The organism is Kitasatospora sp. NPDC057692 (genome assembly GCF_042799475.1).
Classification (GTDB): domain Bacteria; phylum Actinomycetota; class Actinomycetes; order Streptomycetales; family Streptomycetaceae; genus Kitasatospora.
The window spans coordinates 1-19794 of the sequence record NZ_JBHVIV010000012.1; the positions used below are offsets into that span (position 1 = coordinate 1).

The window sequence follows — 19794 nt, forward strand, 5'->3', positions numbered from 1 at the left end:
CGGGAGCGCGCCGAGGCCGGGGGAGCGGGTGCGCCGGACGACGCGGCGACCACCGAGCTGCGGGCCGTGCAGGATCGCGGCCCGACGGATCCGCGGACCGGGCCGACGGATCCGCGGACCGGGCCGACGGATCCGCGGACCGGGCTCGGCAACGAGGCGACGCAGGAGCTCTCGCTGCGTGGCCGGGGCACCGGTGCGGCGGACCTCACCGCGACGGCGAAGCTTCCGGTGGTGCCGGACGCGCCGGCCGGGCCGTCGGCCGACGAGACGGCGGTGCTGCCGCGGATCCCGGCGGAGGCCGCCGACCGGACGGCGGTGCTGCCGAGGATCGGTTCGGGCGCCCCGGCCGATCAGGCGCCCCCGGCCCGCCGGCAGGGCGAGCGGGCGGTCGCGGAGGAGCGCCCGGTGGAGCGCACCCGTGAGCTCCCGGTGGTCGACCCGCGGCAGGACCCGCCCGCCGAGGACACGCGGCCGCGCCCGGACTGGGCCGAGGAGACCCCGCTGGACGACCTGCCGAGCCTGACCGACACCCTGCTCGGCTCGCGCGAGGAGTGGGCCCGCTGGGGTCACGACGACCGTCCCCGTCCGGATGGTGCCGGCGGCCAGGGCCGCCAGGACGGCCGGTCCGGCCAGGGCGCTCCGGAGGGCCGGTCCGATCAGGGCGGCCAGGACGGCGGCAAGGGCAAGGGCCGTCGCTGGGGCCGGCGGGGCTGACGGCACCGCGGCCGGGCCGCCGACCGGACCCGGCCGGTGCCCGGCCGGGTTCCCGCGCGGCCCGGGACCGTCGTAGCGGCCACGTATGCTCGACGGCGGGAGCGGGAGAGGCGGTCGGCGCGGCGCGCCCGGCCGGTCCCGGTTCCCGCCGCCGCCGGTACGGGCGGGGCGGCAGGTCCGTAGCGAGCTTGGGAGCAGCAGTGGCCGTCTGGGACGACCTGGTGGGCCAGGAGCGGGTGGTCGAGCAACTGACCGCCGCCGCCCGGGCGGCCGGGGCGATCGTCGGTGCCGGGCGCGGCGCCGAGCCGCAGGCGGGCGGCAACGCCTCGCTGATGACGCACGCCTGGCTGTTCACCGGGCCGCCCGGGGCCGGCCAGACCACCGCCGCCCGCGCCTTCGCCTCCGCGCTCCAGTGCACCAGCCCCGACCTCGCGCTCGGCGGCACGCCCGGCTGCGGCTTCTGCGACGGCTGCCACACCGTCCTCGCGGGCAGCCACGCCGACGTGAAGTACGTCCGCACCGACGGCCTGTCCATCGGCGTCGGCGACATGCGCGACCTCGTGCTGCGCGCCTCCAGCTACCCGACCGGCGGCCGCTGGTCGGTGATCCTGGTCGACGCCGCCCACCGGCTCACCGAGGCCGCCGCCAACGCACTGCTCAAGGGCGTGGAGGAGCCGTCCCCGCGCACCGTCTGGCTGCTCTGCGCCCCCTCGGTGCAGGACGTGCTGCCGACCATCCGCTCCCGCTGCCGCCTGCTGGTGCTGCGCACTCCGGCGGCCGACGCGGTCGCCGACATGCTGGTGCGGCGCGACGGCGTCGAACCGCACACCGCCCGGCTCGCCGCGCTGGCCGGCCAGGGCGACGTCGACCGCGCACGCCGGCTGGCCGTCGACGAGCAGGCCCGCACCCGCCGCACCGACGTGCTGCGGATCCCGCTGGAGGTCGGCGACATCGGCGGCTGCCTGGCCGCCGCCCAGCGCCTGGTCGACACCGCCAAGGCCGACGCCGAGGCGCTCGCGGAGACCCAGGACGCCAAGGAGACCGACGACCTCAAGGCCGCGTACGGCGCGGCCGAGGGCGGCAAGGCGCCGCGCGGCATGGCCGGAGCGGTCAAGGAACTGGAGAAGCGGCAGAAGAGCCGGGCCACCCGGACCCGCCGCGAGACCCTCGGCGTCGCCCTGCTCGACCTGCTCGGCTTCTACCGGGACGTCCTGGCGCTCCAGCTCGGCTCCACCGGAGTGCTGGCCAACGAGGACCAGCGGCAGGCGCTGGACCGGGTCGCCCAGGCCGGTCCGCCGGAGTCCACGCTGCGCCGGATCGAGGCGGTGCTCGCCTGTCGGCGGGCGCTGGACCGCAACGTCGACCCGCTGCTCGCCGTCGAGGCGATGACCGTGGCGCTGCGCGCGGGCTGAGCCGCCGGTGCGGTGCGGACGGCGCGTCCGTTCGGCCTGCTCGCCCCCCGTGGCATCCCACCTTCGAGTGAACGTGCGTTACGCGCCGGGCACACGCCTGTGCGAACCCCGGATCGTCTTGCACGCTGGGGGCCGACTGCGCCCCACCGCCGGGGCCGTCGCGTCCCCGTTACGGTGCCGGGCCCGACCGGTCGACCGGCCCTCCTCCGAGGTGGTGCGTCCCATGGTCCGTTCGCTTCTGCTCGTCCCGCTGCTGGCCGCCGCCGGGGGCGGCGTCTGGTTGGCCCGCGGCGCGCTGCTGCGCTGGCGCGACCTGCGGGCCGCCGCGACGTACGAGCTGGCCGGGGAGCAGCGGCCGATGCTGGTGCGGGCGGCCGGGGCGATGGTCTGCGGGGTCTGCGTGACCGTGCTGACGCTGTTGACGGCGCTGGGCACCTTCGGCGCGCTGGGCGGCGGCGGGGCCGACGGGGCGGCCGGCCCGGACGGTCCGTTCGGTCCGGCGGGCTCGTACGGGTCGTTCGCCGACCGGTTCGACGGAGTGGAGGCCGGGGCCGCCGGCCTCGGCGGGGGCCGGCAGGCGGCCCCGCCGGTCGGGCCCGAGGACGCCGTCGCCGCGGGCGCCCCGGCCGTGCCGACGCCGTCCCCCGCGCCGGTCGTCAGCCGGTTCGACAGCGTCGGCCACCCGGGCGGCGGCGAACTGCTGCAGTCCGCCGTGCCCGGTCCGGACGGCCACCCGCGCAACGTTCGGGTCTGGCTGCCCGCCCAGTACGCCAAGGACCCGAACGCCCGCTTCCCGGTCGTCGTGATGCACGCCGCCACCCCCCGGAAGACCGCCGACGCCGAGGTCCCGGACGTGTTCGAGGGCCTCGCCTCGGCCGTGCAGAGCGCCAGGTCCAAGCCGTTCATCCTGGTCGCCCCCGAGGCGCCGAACGGCACCGCGCACCCCTGCGAGCTGGTCGCCGCCGCCCCGATGGCCGTCGCCGACGACGCCGCGCTGCGCACCACGATCGCGGCCACCTTCCGCACCCTGCCGCCCGGCCCGGCGGCCTGGGGCACGCTCGGCGTCGAGGACGGGGCGCCCTGCGCCGCGGCCGCCGGCCTGGCCCGCCCGGACCTCTACGGCGCGGCGGCGGCCGTCTCCGGCCGGTACGACGCGGCCGCGCTGGTCCGCACCGGCGCCGAGGCGCCCGCCACCGGGACCCCGAGGCTGCTGCTCGCCGCCGGGAAGGCCGACACCGCCGGGCTGGACGCCGCCCGCAAGCTCCAGTCGGCACTGCGCGGCGGCACCGGCGCCGCCGCCCGGGCCGAGGTGCGGATCTCCGACAACGCGACGGACTACTCGGCGGAGCGGATCAGGCTCCGGCTGGTCCGGCAGGCGGCGCAGTACCTCGGCGACGCGCTCGGCAAGGCGTCCTGAGCGCGCCCACCCACGGCATTACGCTTCCGGTACTCCGGGTGGCAGTGGGGCCACCGGGCGTGAACGGCTGAGGGGATCCCGGATGCGGGCCGACAGGCGGCAGGAAGCCCCGACGCGGGCGCGCGGCGGAGCGGCGGTGGCGGCCGCGCTGCTGGCGGCCGCCGGACTGGTCGCGAGCGGCTGCTCGGCCGGCGGGGCGGGGACGCCCGGGGCCGCGACCTCGGAGACCGCCGCCGCCCCGTCCGGCGGCGGGACGCCGGGCTTCGCCGCGCCGTCCGGGGCCGCGTCCGCGCCGCCGGCCACCCCGCTGGAGTCGCTGCCCGCCGCGGTGCCGTCCGCGCTCGCCCCCTACTACGGGCAGCGGCTCGCCTGGCAGTCCTGCGACGACGGCTACGAGTGCACGACCTTCCGGGTGCCGCTGGACTACGACCGTCCGGCGGACGGCGACCTCACCCTGGCCGCCGTCCGGGCCCCGGCCGTCGCCGAGGGCTCCTCGGACGGCCGCCTGGGCTCGCTGCTGCTCAACCCCGGCGGCCCCGGCGGCTCGGCCGTCGAGTACGTCGAGGCCGCGGCCCGCACGTACGACCCCGGCGTGCGCGCCCGGTACGACCTGGTCGGCCTGGACCCGCGCGGGGTCGGCCGCAGCTCCCCGGTCACCTGTCTGAGCGGCGAGCGGATGGACGCGTACACCGCCGTCGACATCACCCCCGACGACCCCGCCGAGGTCGACGCCCTGGTGGCCGCCGCCAAGGAGTTCGCCGAGGGCTGCCGCCAGCGGTCCGGCGCCCGGCTCGGCCACCTGAGCACCGTCGAGGCGGCGCGCGACCTGGACGTGCTGCGCGCCCTGCTCGGCGACGAACGGCTCAACTACGTCGGCAAGTCCTACGGCACCTTCCTCGGCGCGACCTACGCAGGCCTGTTCCCGGGCCGCGCCGGGCGGATGGTGCTCGACGGGGCGATGGACCCCTCGCTCGACTCACTGGCCGGCAACCGCACCCAGGCGGGCGGCTTCGAGACCGCCTGGACCGCCTTCGCCAAGGACTGCGCCGCCCGCGCGGACTGCCCGCTCGGCCGCACCGAGCAGCAGGCCGGCGAGCAGCTCACGGCCCTGTTCGCGGCGATCGACGCCCACCCGCTGACCACCGCCGACGGCGCCCGTCGGCTCAGCGAGGCGCAGGCGACCACCGGCGTCATCCAGTCGATGTACGCGGACTTCCTCTGGCCCCGGCTGCGCACCGCGCTCGCCGACGCGAAGGGCGGCGACGGCACCGGCCTGCTCAAGCTCTCCGACGCGTACTACGGACGGACGGAGGACGGCGGCTACCCCAACCTGATGTTCGCCAACATGGCGGTGAACTGCCTCGACCTGCCCGCGCCGTTCGCCGGTCCCGAGGACGCCGCGAAGGCGGTGCCGGAGTTCGAGCGGACCTCGCCGCGGTTCGGCCGGGACATGGCCTGGATGGCGCTGACCTGCACCTACTGGCCGGTCCGGGCCACCGGCGTACCGCACACCGTCCGGGCCGCCGGTGCCGCGCCGATCGTGGTCGTCGGCACCACCCGGGACCCGGCCACCCCGTACGCGTGGGCGCAGTCGCTGGCCGGGCAGCTGGAGTCCGGGCGGCTGCTGACGTACGACGGGGACGGCCACACCGCGTACGGCCGCCACGACGCCTGCCTCGACGGCGCGGTCAACCACTACCTGCTGGCCGGCGAGGCGCCGGAGAACGGGAAGCGCTGCGGGCACTGAGGAAGTGTCCGGTACGACGTTAGGATGAGCGCCCCCTCATCGCTCTCCCATCCCCACCGGAGCCCACCGTGCTCGGAGTCAACGACCTGGCGACGTACGTCCTCGGCGCCCTCGTCATCGTCCTCCTCCCCGGCCCCAACTCCCTCTACGTGCTGTCCGTCGCCGCCCGCAAGGGCGTGCGCACCGGCTACCGCGCCGCCGCCGGCGTCTTCGTCGGCGACTTCACCCTCATCAGCCTGACCGCGCTCGGCGCCGCCTCCCTCCTGGAGGCCAACCCGGCCGTCTTCGCCGTCGTGAAGTTCGGCGGCGCCGCCTACCTGCTCTGGATAGGCATCGGCATGCTGCGCGCCGCCCGCCAGCTCTGGCGCGAGCACCGGACCGCCCCCGGGACCGCCGCCGCGTCGCCCGCCGAGTCCACTGAGTCCGCCGAGCCCACCGAGCGCCCGTTCCGCCGCGCCCTGGTGATCAGCCTGTTGAACCCCAAGGCCATCCTCTTCCTGCTCTCCTTCTTCACCCAGTTCGTCGACCCCTCCTACAGCAGCCCGGTACTCTCCTTCACCCTCCTCGGCGGCATCCTGCAGGCCTTCAGCTTCCTCTACCTCTCCCTGCTGATCTTCGCCGGAACCTCCCTGGCCTCCGCCTTCCGCCGCCGCAAGCGCCTCTCCGCCGGCCTCACCAGCGGCGTCGCCGCCCTCTTCGCCGGCTTCGCCGCCAAGCTCGCCGTCTCCTCCGCCTGACCCCCACCGGCCATCGCGTTACGGATCACCGGCCAACCTGTGTAGACTGGCCCGCGTTGCCAGGACTTCCGGCAACGGTGCCGCCTTAGCTCAGTTGGCCAGAGCAACGCACTCGTAATGCGTAGGTCGCGGGTTCGAATCCCGCAGGCGGCTCCATCGAGAACCCCAGGCCGCTCCGTCGGCCTGGGGTTCTTTGGTGTTGCGGGCGGAGTGATTCCGGTGCTTCCGTCGCCGGGTGCGGGGGTGTCGTAGTGTGCTGACGGGCCGTCACTGATTGCGGGCGTCACCGATACGACCAGGGGTGGAAGCGTGTATCACGCCATTGTCCGGCGCAACCTCCGGAAGTCGTTCGCGGAGGTCGATCGCGGCAACTACGCGGCCGTCGTGCGGCAGTTCGCCCCCGGTGCGGAGCACTGGTTCTCCGGTGGGCACGCACTGTCCGGGGGGCGGCACGGTGCCGAGCAGATCCAGCGATGGTACGACCGGCTGGCGGAGGTGATGCCCGATCTGCGGTTCGAGTTGAAGAAGGTCGTCGCCAAGGGCTTACCGTGGGACACGGTGGCCTTCGTCGAGTGGGTCGACCACCTCACGGACCGGGAGGGCAACCAGTACTCCAACCAGGGGGTGCACGTGGTCCGGATCAAGTGGGGGAGGATCACCGAGTTGCACGTCTACTGCGACACCGGGTTGCTGGAGGCGGTGTTGGAGAGGCTCGGCGGGCAGGGGGTCGGCGAGGCCGTCGCCGAGCCGGTGGGCGAGCCCGGTCCGTTCCGGGCGGCGCGCGCGGGTGGTTCAGGGGTGGTCGAGCCCGAGTAGGCGGTTCCACCAGGGGGCGGGGGAGGGGGGCACGGGGGCGGGCGGGGCGCCGTTGCCCTCGACCGGGGTGTCCCACTCGACCAGGGCGGCCGGGAACCAGGTGACCGGTTTGGTGTCGTCGCGGGCGTTTGCCCAGGCGGCGAGGCGTTCGGCGGGTTCCCGGGAGGGGAGCAGGCCGCGGTCGTCGGGGGTGACTCCGAGTTCGCGGGCGGCGTCCTGGTGGAGGTTGTTGCAGAGCCAGCTGTGGATCATGCCGTAGTCGTAGCCGAGCACCTCCCAGCCGAGTTCGTGCCCGCCGTCGGCAGGCTCCTGGGCGGTTCCGGTGCCGGGCGGGGGGTCGAGGTGGGCGAGCAGTACCGGCTCGTACTCGCCGGCCGCGCGGATGTCGGCGACGACGCCGGCGGTGTGCTCGGCGGGGATCAGCAGTGCGTAGAGCCTCGCCGCGGCGGGCACCGGGACCGTCGCGCAGGCGTCGAGGGCGTCCTGCGGGGTGGCGAACCAGGAGCCGTCCTCCGGGAGCCGGTCGGCCAGGCAGTCGCAGGCCGTGGTCAGCCGTTCGAGCCGCAGGCCCGTGCCGGTCATCGGTTCGGGGACCGACACGAAGTAGCCGGCGAGCAGCGGGCCGCCGCTCCCGGGGGCGGGGGGCCGGGTGGTCGACAAGGGGAGGGTTCCGTTCTGTGGTGCCTGCGGCGAACCGTCAGTGATATCAGACGACCGGCGGACCGGGGAATCCGCGGGGCGGCGCCTACGGGGTGGTGCGGCGGCCTCGGGCCGCGCGAAAGTATCGAACGCGCCGGAATGATGATGTGTTGAACTGCTCCGATCTCTTGGCAATTCGCGTCTGTCGAGGGCTGGATGTTCACTCTTTCCGGTGAATTGCTTGTTCGCAGATCATAAGACAAATCGAGAGTTCCATGATTCCCCTCGAAAATGCCTCGCCATGCGTTCCGGACGCCCTTAGTATCTGAACGAACACTTTCGGTGATCGTTCGACCGCGGGTCATGAAGGGGGGCGTCATGGGTGGGCATTTTCGCATCGCGCTGCGCCATGGCGCTTACCCGTTCCTGCTGGTGGCGCTGGTCGTGATATCGACCGCGACCCTGCGGATGCGGTGGGACCTCGGTCGGGCGAACCAGCTGTTCCTGCTCGGGACGATCGGGTACATGGCCCTGCTCGAACAGTTGATTCCGTACGAACCGGAGTGGTCGCCGAGTGCACGCGAGTGGGGCTGGTACGGCGTTTACTTCATGCTGACGATGATCGGTGGGGCCCTGTCCCAGGTGCCGGTGTCCGCGCTCGTCGGCTGGGCGGCCCCGCCCCGCGGGGCGCTGCCGCTCTGGGTGGAGATCCCGGCCGCGCTGCTGCTCGGCTCGCTGGCCAACTACCTGGTCCACCGCTGGTGCCACACCGATCCGAGACTCTGGCGGCTGCACGGGGTGCACCACGTGCCCGACAAGGTGAACGTCGGCAACAACGGGGTCAACCACCTGCTGGACGTCCTGCTCACCCAGGGCTGCGTCCAGTTCTCGCTGGCGCTGGCCGGGTTCTCGGAGCCGGCGGTGTTCGTGGTGGGTCTGTTCGTGGTCGCCCAGGGCTACTTCGTGCACGCCAACATCGACGTCCGGCTCGGGCCGCTCAACCACGTGCTCGCCGGGCCCGAGCAGCACCGGTTGCACCACAGCACCGACCTGGAGGAGGCCGGCCACTACGGCTCCGACCTCTCGGTGTGGGACCACGCCTTCGGCAGCTTCACCTGGCGGCCGGGTCGCCGCCCGGTCGCGGTGGGGCTGGCCGATCCGGGCGGGTTCCCCGCCACCGGCCGGGTGGTCGCCAGTCACCTCCAGGCCTGGCGCAGGCCCGCCCGGGCCGAGGGACCCCCCGACCGGCTCGACCTCATCTGACCTGACCTTCCCTGCCCGCACCCGATGCCTCCGTCCCCCTACCCGCCCGCACGCCGACGCCTCAGAACCCGACGCTCCCGCATCCGGGGCTCCGGCATCGACCACCCCTCCTCCCGACCGGCTCGTCCCTCCGGCCGACCCGACCTCCGGCCTGCCCGGAACCGGCGCACGGCCCGTGTCCCCCGGCGCGAGCGGCGCTCCCGCACCCCGCCCGCACGCGCGAACGCAGCGACCCAAGGACTCGACTCGCATGACGGATTCCCGCTTCGTCACCTCCCCGGACCTCTCCGAACGCCCCGCACCCGCCGGCCCGTCCGCCGCCGGCCGGGAGAAGATCGCGATCATCGGGATCGGCCTCCGCCTGCCCGGCGGGGCCTGCGACCACCGGTCGTTCTGGCAGAACCTGGTCGACGGCAAGGACTGCATCACCCCCACCCCCCGCAGCCGCTACGACGTGACCACCCTCGGCAGCCGCGACAAGGCCAAGCCGGGCCGGCTGGTCGGCGGCCGCGGCGGCTACATCGACGGTTTCGACGAGTTCGACCCGGCGTTCTTCGGTATCAGCGGCCGCGAGGCCGACCACATGGACCCGCAGCAGCGGAAGCTGCTGGAGGTGGCCTGGGAAGCGCTGGAGGACGGCGGGCAGAAGCCCGCCGAGCTGGCCGGCCGGGAGGTCGGCGTCTACGTCGGCGCGTTCACCCTGGACTACAAGATCGTCCAGTTCTCCGACCTCTCCTTCGAGACGCTCGCCGCGCACACCGCCACCGGCACGATGATGACGATGGTGTCGAACCGGATCTCGCACTGCTTCGACTTCCGCGGCCCCAGCGTCTCGATCGACACCGCCTGCTCCTCCTCCCTGGTCGCCGTCCACCTCGCCGCGCAGAGCCTGCAACGCGGCGAGACCGACCTGGCCCTGGCCGGCGGCACCCTGCTGCACATCGCCCCGCAGTACACCATCGCCGAGACCAAGGGCGGCTTCCTCTCCCCGCAGGGCCGCTCGCGCACCTTCGACGCCGCCGCCGACGGCTACGTCCGGGCCGAGGGCGTCGCCGTGGTCGCGCTCAAGCGGCTCTCCGACGCCCTGCGGGACGGCGACCCGGTGCACGCCGTGGTCATCGGCAGCGGCGTCAACCAGGACGGCCGGACCAACGGCATCACCGTGCCCAATCCGGACGCCCAGGTCGCGCTGATCGAACGGGTCTGCGCCGAGGCCGGGATCACCCCCGGCGGCCTCCAGTACGTCGAGGCGCACGGGACCTCCACCCCGGTCGGCGACCCGATCGAGGCGAACGCGCTGGCCCGGGCGCTCGCCATCGGCCGCCGCCCCGGCGACACCTGCTACGTCGGCTCGGTCAAGACCAACATCGGGCACACCGAGTCCGCCTCCGGCCTGGCCGGGCTGATCAAGTCCGCGCTCGCCCTGAAGCACCGGACCATCCCGCCGCACATCAACCTGGAGCGGCTCAACCCGGCGATCGACGCAGCCGCCCTGCCGTTCGAGATCCCCACCGAGCCGACCCCCTGGCCGGCCCACGAGGGACCGGCCCGGGCCGGGGTCAACTCCTTCGGCTTCGGCGGCACCAACGCGCACGTCCTGCTGGAGGCCGCGCCGGAGCCGGCGGCCCCCGCGGATCCGGATCCCGTCCTCGGCGCCGCTCCGGCCGCCGGCCCGCCCGCCTGGACGGTGCTGCCGCTCACCGCGCGGGACGCCGCCGCGCTGCCCGAACTGGCCACCGGAATCCGGGCCGAACTGGCCGGAGTCCGCGGCGGCGGCCCGGTTCGCCCGGCCGACCTCGGCCACACCCTCGCCCACCGCCGCCAGCACCACGACGCCCGGCTCTCGATCGTCTACGACGCCCGCGAGCACGCCGCCCGCGCCTCCCTCGACGAGGCGCTCGACGCCCACCTGCGCGGCGAGCCGCACCCCCGGGTCCTCGTCGACCAGCGCCGGGAGGCCCGGCACCGCCGGCTGGCCTGGGTCTTCACCGGGATGGGCCCGCAGTGGTGGGCGATGGGCCGTCAGCTGTTCGCCACCGAGCCCGTCTACCGGGAGGCCGTCGAGCAGTGCGCCGAGCACCTCGCCGAACTCACCGGCTGGTCGCTGATCGACGAACTCGCCGCCGAGGAGGCGGCGTCCAGGATGGCCGAGACCTGGCTCGCCCAGCCGGCCAACTTCGCCGTCCAGATCGGCCTCGCCGCGCTCTGGCGCAGCCGGGGCGTGCGGCCGGACGCGATCGTCGGCCACTCCACCGGCGAGGCCGCCGCCTTCCACGAGGCCGGTGTCTACGACCTGGCCGACGCGGTGAAGGTGGTGGTCCACCGCAGCCGCCTCCAGCAGAGGCTCGCCGGCACCGGAGGCATGCTCGCCGTCGCGCTCACCGAGGCCGAGGCGCTGCGCCGGCTCCGCCCGTACGGGGACGCGGTCTCGGTCGCGGCCGTCAACGGTCCCGCCTCGCTCACCCTCGCGGGGGACGAGAAGGTGCTGGCCGAACTCGCCGCCGCGCTCACCGCCGAGCAGGTCTTCGCCCGGCCGCTGACCGTCGAGGTCCCGTACCACAGCGCCCGGATGGAGCTGATCAAGGACGAGCTGCTGGAGTCCCTGGCCGACCTCAAGGCCCGTCCGGCGCAGGTGCCGCTCTACCTCACCGGTCGCGAGGGCACCGCGCACGGCACCGAACTCGACGCCGAGTACTGGTGGCACAACGTCCGGGACAGCGTCCGCTTCCGGCAGGCCGTGGAGCGGCTGGCCGACGACGGCTACGGGCTGTTCCTGGAGATCGGCCCGCACCCGGTGCTGGGCCGTTCGATCCAGGAGACCGTGGAGGCCCACCCGGGGACGGCGGACCGGCCCGAGGTGCGGACCCTGCCCTCGATCCGCCGCCAGGAGGACGAGCGGGCCGTCTTCACCGCCTCGCTGGCCGCACTGCACAACCTCGGTGTGGCGGTCGACTGGTCGGAACTCCAGCCCACCGGACGAATCGTCCCGCTGCCGCGCTACCCGTTCCGGCGCGACCGGCACTGGGTGGAGCCGCGGCCCGTCGAGGAGGTCCGGAGCGGGCGGCTCGACCACCCGCTGCTCGGCCGCCGGCTGCCCGGGGCCGAACCGGCCTGGGAGGCCCGGCTGGACGCCGAGGCCCTGCCCTACCTGGAGGACCACCGGATCCAGGGCGACGTGCTCTTCCCGGCCGCCGGGTACCTGGAGATGGCCGTCCAGGCGGTCCGCGCGCTCACCGGCGGTACGGACGCCGCGCTGGCCGACATCGAGCTGCGCAAGGCGCTGTTCCTGCCGGACGAGGAGAGCCGCGCGGTGCGGCTCACCCTCTGCGCCGAGCGCGGCTCGTTCACCGTCGCCACCGGGGAGGGCGAGGAGCGCACCGTGCACACGGTCGGCACGGTCCGTCCCGCCCAGCGCCGCCGGGCCGGCCGGCCGCTGGACGCCGAGGCGGTGCGCGGACGGGCCCTGCGCCGGCTCGACGGACCCGACTGCTACGCCGAACTCGCGGCGCTGGGCTACCACTACGGCCCCGCGTTCCAGGGCATCGAGGAGGTCTGGATCGGGCCCGGCGAGGCGCTGGCCCGGATCCGTCCGACGGCGCCGGTCGCCGGGCAGGGGGAGCACCACCAGGTGCATCCGGTGGTGATGGACGCGTTCTTCCAGACCCTGCTGACGCCCCAACTGCTGGACGGCCGGCCCGGGTCGGCGGGCATCCGGCTGCCGGTGGCGATCGCGGAGGTCCGGCTGGACGCGGTCGGCGAGCGCCCGCTCTGGGTGCACGCCACCGTCACCCGGGACGCCGGCGGCGAACTCGTCGGCGACCTCGCGGTGCACGAGGAGTCCGGTGCGCCGCTCGGCGGGATCACCGGCTTCCGGGCCGCCGACGTCGAGCGGGCCGCCACCGCCGTCGGCCTCGGCACCATCGACGGCTGGCTCGCCGAGCCCGCCTGGGCGGAGCTGCCGGCCGCCGACGGCGACACCCTCGACCTGCCGGCCGAACACCCCGACCACTGGCTGCTGTTCGCCGACCGCGGTGGTGTCGCGGACGCCCTGGCAGCGCGGATCACCGCCCGCGGCGGCAGCTGCCTGCTGGTCCGCCCTGGCCCCGGCTACCGGCCCGCCGACGTCGCCGGCCCGGCCGTCGTCGGCCCGGGCTCGGCCGAGGACCTCGCCCGGCTGCTCGCCGACCGCCGGGCGGCCGGCGCCCCGGACCCGGCCGCGGTGGTCCACCTGTGGAACCTCGACCGGCCCGGGCTGGCCGGGGCCGACCACGCCGCCGTCGCCGGCCACACGGCCGAGGGCGCCTACAGCCTGGTCGTCATCGCCGCCCTGCTGGCCGCCGAACTCCCGGACTGCCGGCTCCATGTGGTGACCCGCTCCGCCCAGTGCGTCACCCCCGGCGAACTCGTCGAACCCCTGGCGGCCCCGGCCTGGGGCATCACCCGGGTGCTGCGCCACCAGGAACTCCCCTCCCACCGGGGGAAGCTGATCGACCTCGGCCCTGGCGAGGGCGGCGCGGCCGGACCGGGGGCGGAGTCCGAAGCCGAGGCCCTGCTGCGGGAGTTCGCGCTCGCCGACGAGGACGAGATCGCGCTGCGCGACGGCCGGCGGCTGACCAGTCGGCTGCGGACCGCCGAGGGGCTGAGCCGGCCGCTCGCGCCGCGGCTGCGGGCGGACGCGGCGTACCTGGTGACCGGGGCGTTCGGGGCGCTCGGACGGCTGCTCTGCCGCACCCTGGTGAAGCGCGGGGCCCGTCGGCTGATCCTGGTCGGCCGCAGCCCGCTGCCGCCGCGCGAACGGTGGCGCGACCTCGACCCGGCGAGCCCGGCCGGGCAGCGGGCCGCCTTCCTGCGCGAGCTGGAGGCGCTCGGCGCCGAGCCGGTCCCGGCGCCGCTGGACGTCACCGACGAGGCCGCGCTGGCCGCCTGGCTGGCCGAGTACCGGCGGCTGGACCGGCCGCCGATCCGGGGCGTCTTCCACCTCGCCGGGCAGGTCAGGGACACCCTGGTCGGCGAACTGGACCGGGCGACCTTCGAGACCGTCTACGGCCCCAAGGTGCTCGGCGCCTTCGCCCTGCACCGGCAGCTGGCCGGCGAACCGCTCGACCACTTCGTGCTGTTCGCCTCGATTGCCTCGCTGCTGACCACCGCCGGACAGACCAACTACGCCGCCGGGAACGCCTTCCTGGACGCCCTGGCCCACCACCGCCGCGCCCTCGGCCTACCCGCGCTCAGCCTGGACTGGGGCCCGTGGGCCACCGGCATGATCGAGGAGCTCGGCCTCATCGACCACTACCGGCACAGCCGGGGCATGAGCTCGCTCGCCCCGGAGACCGGGATGGCGGTGCTGGAGCGGGTCCTCGGCCAGGACCGCGCCCAACTGCTGGTCGCCACCGTCGTCGACTGGCCGGTGTTCCTCTCCTGGTACCCGGCGCCGCCGCCGCTGGTCGCCGAACTCGCCGCGGCCGCCCGGGAGGCCGTCCCGGCGGCCGGGCGGACCGGCCTGCTGGACGCCCTGCGGGAGGCCGGCGAGGAGGAGCGCAGGGTCCTGCTCACCGAGCGGTTCACGACGCTGGCCGCCACCGTGCTGCGGGTTCCGGCCGAGCAGGTCGACCCCGCCGCCGGCCTCGGCGGCCTCGGCCTGGACTCGCTGCTCGCGATGGAGCTGCGGGCCCGGCTGAGCAGCGAACTCGGCGTCACCCTCCCGGTGGTGGCGCTGCTCGGCAACACCCCGGTGGCGGAGCTGGTCGCCCGGCTGCACGAGTCGCTGGCCGAGCTGCTGGACGAGGATCCGGACGGCGCGGGCGCGGCCGAGGTCGAGCGCTACGAGGACGAGACGGCGCACCCGCTGACGCAGAACCAGAAGGCGCTCTGGTTCCTCAAGCAGCTCAACCCGGACGGCTTCGCCTACAACATCGGCGGCGCCGTCGAGGTCCGGGTGGAGCTGGAGCCCGAGCTGATGGCGCTGGCCTTCCGGACCATGGTCGAGCGCCACCCGAGCCTGCGGGCCAACTTCGTGCTGGACGGCGGGCGCGCCGTGCAGCGGGTCTCCGCCGCGGTGGAGCCGGACTTCGGGGTCTTCGACGTCGAGGGCCTGGCCTGGGACGACATCCACGCGATGATCGTCCGCGAGTACCGCAAGCCGTACGACCTGGAGCGGGACCCGCTGGTGCGGTTCCGGCTGTTCCGGCGCGGACCGGCCCGCTGGGTGATCATGAAGGCCGTCCACCACATCATCTCGGACGCGATCTCCACCTTCACCTTCATCGAGGAGCTGCTCGCCGTCTACGAGGGGCTGCGCCGCGGCCGGGCGCCCGAGCTGCCCCCGGTGGCCGCCCGCTACCTGGACTTCCTCAACCGGCAGAACGCCTTCCTGGCCGGCCGCGAGGCGCCGAGGATGCTGGAGTACTGGCGCAGCCACCTGCCCGCCGAGGTGCCGATCCTCAGCCTGCCCACCGACCGGCCGCGCCCGGCGGTGCAGACCCACAACGGCGCCTCCGAGTTCTTCGTCCTGGACGAGGAGCTCAGCGCCCGGGTGCACGCGCTCGCCCGCACGCACAACGTCACCGTCTTCATGGTGCTGCTCAGCGCCTACTACCTGCTGCTGCACGCCTACGCAGGCCAGGACGACATCATCGTCGGCAGCCCGGTGACCGGCCGCACCGACGAGGAGTTCGCGGGCGTCTACGGCTACTTCGTCAACCCGCTGCCGCTGCACGTCTCGCTGGCCGGCGCGCCCACCGTCGCCGAGCTGCTGGACCGGGTGCGGACCACGGTGCTCGGCGGGCTGGACCACCAGGAGTACCCGTTCGTGCTGCTGGTGGAGAAGCTCGGGCTGCAGCACGACCCGAGCCGCTCGGCGGTGTTCCAGGCGATGTTCATCCTGCTCCACCACAAGGTGGCCACCGAGAAGTACGGCTACCACCTGGAGTACATCGAACTCCCGGAGGAGGAGGGGCAGTTCGACATCACCCTGTCCGCCTACGAGGACGAGGCGGAGCACCGCTTCCACTGCGTCTTCAAGTACAACACCGACCTCTTCCTGCCCGCCACGATGGCCCGGATGGCCGGCCACTACGTCAACCTGCTCGACGCGCTGACCACGGCCGGCCCGGAGCGGGCCGCCACCGGCCTGGAGCTGCTCGGCGGCGAGGAGCGCGCGGTGGTGCTGCGGCAGTGGAGCGGGGCCGACCGGCAGGTGCCGTTCCCGGAACCGGTCCACGAGCTGGTGCTGCGCGCGGCGGCGGCCGACCCGGCGGCACCCGCGGTGGCCGCGCCGGCCGAGTCCGGCCCGACCGCCCGGCTCTCCTACGGCGAGCTGGCCGAGCGCTCCGGACGAGCCGCCGCCCGGCTGCGGGCGCTGGGCGCGGGGCCGGGCACCGTGGTGGCGCTCTGCCTGCCGAAGTCGCCGGAGCTGATCACCGCCCTGCTCGCGGTGCTCCGCACCGGCGCCGCCTACCTGCCGCTGGACCCGGGGCACCCGGTGGACCGGCTGGCGTACATGGTCGGGCACGCGGGCGCCGCCCTGCTGGTCGGCGACGACGCCGAGCGGCTCGGCGCGCTGCCCGCCCGGCTGGTCACCACCGCCGAACTCGACACCGCCGAACTCGACACCGCCGAACTCGAAACCGCCGAACTCGACACCGCCGAGCACGACACCGCCGAGCACGGGTCGGACGGCGGGTTCACCGACGCGGCGGTGTCCCACGAGGACCCCGCGTACGTCATCTACACCTCCGGGTCCACCGGCCGGCCCAAGGCGGTTCGGGTCTCCCACGGCAACCTCGCCTCGGCCTACCGGGCCTGGCAGGCCGAGTACCGGCTGGACACCGACGCCCGGGTCCACCTCCAGATGGCCAGCACCTCCTTCGACGTCTTCACCGGCGACGTGGTCCGCGCGCTCTGCTCGGGCGGCGCCCTGGTGCTGGTCGGCCGGGAGCTGCTGTTCAACACCGCCCGGCTGTACGAGGTGATGCGCACCGAGCGGGTGGACGCCGCCGAGTTCGTCCCGGCGGTGGTCCGCACCGTCCTGGACCACTGCGAGCGCACCGGGCAGGACCTGGCGTTCATGCGGCTGCTGGTGGTCGGCTCGGACGTCTGGAAGGTCGAGGAGTACCAGCGGCTGGCCGCCCTGTGCGGGCCCCGCACCCGGCTGGTCAACTCCTACGGCCTCACCGAGACCACCATCGACAGCGCGTACTTCGAGGGCCCGGCGGACGGCCTGGAGCCCGGCCGGATGGTCCCGATCGGGCGGCCGTTCCCCAACAGCGCCTTCTACCTGCTCGACGCGCAGGGCCGCCCCGTGCCGCCCGGCGTCACCGGGGAGCTGTGGATCGGCGGCTCCGGCGTCTCGCTCGGCTACCTCGGCGACGAGGAGCAGACCGCCGACCGGTTCGCCGCCCGGCCGCTCGGCGGCCCCGACGGCACCGAGCCCGTCCGGCTCTACCGCACCGGGGACCTCGCCCGCTGGGACACCGGGGGCGGGGTGCACCTGCTCGGCCGGGCCGATTCGCAGATCAAGGTCCGCGGCCACCGGATCGAGCTGGGCGAGATCGAGACCCAGCTCGCCGACTGGCCCGAGCTGGAGCGGGCGGTGGTCACCGTCCGGCCCGACCGGGACGGCGAGCACGTGCTCTGCGCCTACTGCGTCCCGGCCCCCGGGCGGGCCTTCGACCACCGCGAGCTCCGCCGCCACCTGGCCGGATACCTGCCGACCTTCATGATCCCGACGCACTTCGTCGAGCTGCCCGCGCTGCCGCTCACCGCCAACGGCAAGGTGGACACGGCGGCGCTGCCCGAGCCCCGGTCGGACGCCGCGGAGGCCGCGGAGCCGCCGGTCACCCTCTACGAGGTCCGGATGGCCGAGCACTGGCGGGCGCTGCTCGGCATCGAGGAGCCAGGCCTCCAGCACGACTTCTTCGAGTCGGGCGGCTCCTCGATCAAGCTGATCGAGCTGATCCACGGGCTGCAGGCCGAGCTCAACATCAGCATCCCGGTCAGCCGGCTCTTCAAGGTCACCACCCTGCACGGGATGGCGAAGACCGTCGAGCACATCATCACCGGCCGGATCGAGGGCGCCCAGCCGTACCTCTGGTTCAACCAGGAGCAGCAGCAGACGCTGTTCTGCTTCCCGCCGGCCGGCGGCCACGGGCTGGTGTACCGGCAGTTCGCGGCGCACCTCCCGGAGTACCGGACGGTCGCCTTCAACTACGTGACCGGGGACGACAAGGTCGACCGGTACGCGGACCTCGTCGAGGCGCTCCAGCCGGAGGGGCCGTGCGCCCTGCTCGGCTACTCCCTCGGCGGCAACCTCGCCTTCGAGGTGGCCAAGGAGCTGGAGCGGCGCGGCCGGGCGGTGCCCAATGTGGTGATCATGGACTCGCACCGGATCCCGGAGTCCTTCGACCTCGCCGACGAGCACCTGCAGGCCTTCGAGCGGGAGCTGGCCGAGCACCTCCAGCGGCACACCGGCTCGGCCGCGGTCGCCGAGGAGACCCGCGAACAGGCCCGGGACTACCTGCGGTTCTGCAGCCGCACGCCCAACCTCGGGGTGGTCGCCGCCGCGCTCAGCGTGATCTCCGACGACGAGAAGGTGGCGCTGTACGAGGCCGGGCAGCACGGTGCCTGGCACGGCAGCTCGGCCACCCGGACGGCGGTCTTCAAGGGCTTCGGCACCCATGCCGAGATGCTCGACCGCGAGTTCATCGCCCACAACGCCGGGCTCGCCCGGTCGATCCTCACCGGAGTCGCCCCCCATGCGTCCTGAGACGACCCAGGGCCGGGCCCCGAGCCTGCCCGCCCCCGCACGAGAGACGGATCCGCCGATGCTCAGCCGGCACTCCCCGCTGACCTACCCCTTCGAGCCGAACGGCCTCGAACTCGACCCCCGCTACGCCGAGCTGCGCGAGCAGCCGCTGGTCAGGATCCGGATGCCGTACGGCGACGGCGCCTGGCTGGTCACCCGCTACGAGGACGTCCGGACGGTGCTCGGCGAGCCGCGGTTCAGTCTGGCCGCCGCGATGGGCGAGGACCAGCCGCGGATGCGCCCGGTGGCCCGCACCGGGGCCGGCCTGTTCTCCACCGAGCCGCCCGAGCACACCCGGCTGCGCTCCCTGGTGGCCAAGGAGTTCAGCGCCCGACGGGTCGAGCGGCTGCGGGCGCGGGCCCGGGAGCTGGCCGACGAGCTGCTCGACGGGATCCTCGCCAAGGGGCAACCCGCCGAGCTGGTCGAGGACTTCGCGATCCCGATGCCGACCACCATCATCTGCGAGGTGCTCGGCATCCCGGCCGAGGACCACCGGATGCTCTGGCGCTGGGCGGAGACGGTGCTCTCCGCCGTCACCCCCGGCGAGGTGCTGGCGGTCGACGGGCAGGCGTTCATCGACTACATGGCCGGGGTGCTGGAGCTGCGCGGCCGCGAGCCCGGTGAGGACCTGCTGACCACGCTGGTCCGGGCCTGCCGGGAGCAGCGGCTGATCAGCGAGGAGGAGCTGCTCTCCATCGCCTGCGACCTGCTGATCGCCGGCTTCGTCTCCACCACCAACCAGATCGGCAACTTCTTCCACCAACTGTTGGTGAACCCGGAGGAGTCGGCGCGGCTGCGGGAGCGGCCCGAGCTGATCCCGAGGGCCGTCGAGGAGCTGATGCGCTACGTGCCGCTGCTCACCGGCTTCAGCCTGCCCCGGTACGCCACCGAGGACGTCGAGCTGGGCGGGGTGGTGATCCGGGCCGGCGAGGCGGTGATGATCGCCACCGCCGCCGCCAACCGGGACCCGGAGGTGTTCGAGGAGCCGGAGCGGCTGGTGCTGGACCGGCCCGCCAACCCGCACATCGGCTTCGGCCACGGCGTGCACTACTGCATCGGCGCGCACCTCGCCCGGTTGGAGCTCCAGGTGGCGATCGAGCAGGTGCTGACCCGGCTGCCGGGCCTGCGGCTGGCCGTCCCCGAGCGCGAGCTGCGCTGGAAGGAGGACGCCATGGTGAACGGCCTGCGGGCGCTCCCGGTGGCCTGGTGACGGACCGCCACCCCGAGGAAACCACCCCGAGGAAGCC

9 protein-coding genes, 1 tRNA gene and 1 pseudogene are annotated in these 19794 nt (G+C 74.5%); 10 read left to right on the forward strand and 1 reads right to left on the reverse strand.

Features of this window, described 5'->3' with window-relative positions:
• The 7 genes and pseudogenes from ACFVFS_RS09955 to ACFVFS_RS09985 all read left to right on the forward strand — a co-directional run.
• A pseudogene (locus ACFVFS_RS09955) lies at positions 1–714 on the forward strand (hypothetical protein); the annotation flags it as partial.
• A 200-nt stretch (positions 715–914) separates the two neighbouring features.
• A complete protein-coding gene (locus tag ACFVFS_RS09960; RefSeq protein ID WP_380622359.1) occupies positions 915–2126 on the forward strand; it encodes a DNA polymerase III subunit delta' in 1212 nt (403 codons plus the stop codon).
• A gap of 223 nt (positions 2127–2349) precedes the next feature.
• Entirely contained in the window at positions 2350–3543 is a 1194-nt protein-coding gene (locus tag ACFVFS_RS09965; protein ID WP_380622126.1) for a hypothetical protein, read from the forward strand.
• Positions 3544–3625: 82 nt separating this feature from the next.
• On the forward strand, positions 3626–5290 hold the full coding sequence (locus ACFVFS_RS09970; protein WP_380622128.1) for an alpha/beta hydrolase: 1665 nt from the start codon (positions 3626–3628) through the stop codon (positions 5288–5290).
• Positions 5291–5358: 68 nt separating this feature from the next.
• Complete coding sequence (gene leuE, locus ACFVFS_RS09975) at positions 5359–6027, forward strand: leucine efflux protein LeuE (RefSeq protein WP_380622130.1); 669 nt, start codon at positions 5359–5361, stop codon at positions 6025–6027.
• A 79-nt stretch (positions 6028–6106) separates the two neighbouring features.
• Positions 6107–6183: transfer RNA gene (locus ACFVFS_RS09980), tRNA-Thr, on the forward strand.
• 153 nt (positions 6184–6336) lie between these two features.
• A complete protein-coding gene (locus tag ACFVFS_RS09985) occupies positions 6337–6843 on the forward strand; it encodes a nuclear transport factor 2 family protein (RefSeq protein WP_380622133.1) in 507 nt (168 codons plus the stop codon).
• Here the strand turns inward: ACFVFS_RS09985 and ACFVFS_RS09990 are convergent.
• Complete coding sequence (locus tag ACFVFS_RS09990) at positions 6820–7503, reverse strand: hypothetical protein (protein ID WP_380622135.1); 684 nt, start codon at positions 7501–7503, stop codon at positions 6820–6822. The genes ACFVFS_RS09985 and ACFVFS_RS09990 overlap by 24 nt on opposite strands.
• Positions 7504–7860: 357 nt before the next feature.
• Here ACFVFS_RS09990 and ACFVFS_RS09995 point away from each other — a divergent pair, with 357 nt between their 5' ends.
• The 3 genes from ACFVFS_RS09995 (at position 7861) to ACFVFS_RS10005 (ending at position 19757) form a co-directional block, all read left to right on the forward strand.
• The gene (locus tag ACFVFS_RS09995; RefSeq protein WP_380622138.1) at positions 7861–8745 is read left to right on the forward strand and encodes a sterol desaturase family protein; all 885 of its coding nucleotides are present in this window, start codon (positions 7861–7863) and stop codon (positions 8743–8745) included.
• A 250-nt stretch (positions 8746–8995) separates the two neighbouring features.
• On the forward strand, positions 8996–18508 hold the full coding sequence (locus tag ACFVFS_RS10000) for an amino acid adenylation domain-containing protein (protein ID WP_380622141.1): 9513 nt from the start codon (positions 8996–8998) through the stop codon (positions 18506–18508).
• Positions 18498–19757 carry a cytochrome P450 gene (locus ACFVFS_RS10005; protein WP_380622143.1) on the forward strand — a complete coding sequence of 420 codons (1260 nt, stop codon included), beginning with the start codon at positions 18498–18500 and terminating at the stop codon, positions 19755–19757. Before ACFVFS_RS10000 ends, ACFVFS_RS10005 begins: the two co-directional genes overlap by 11 nt.
• The last annotated feature ends 37 nt before the right edge of the window (positions 19758–19794 follow it).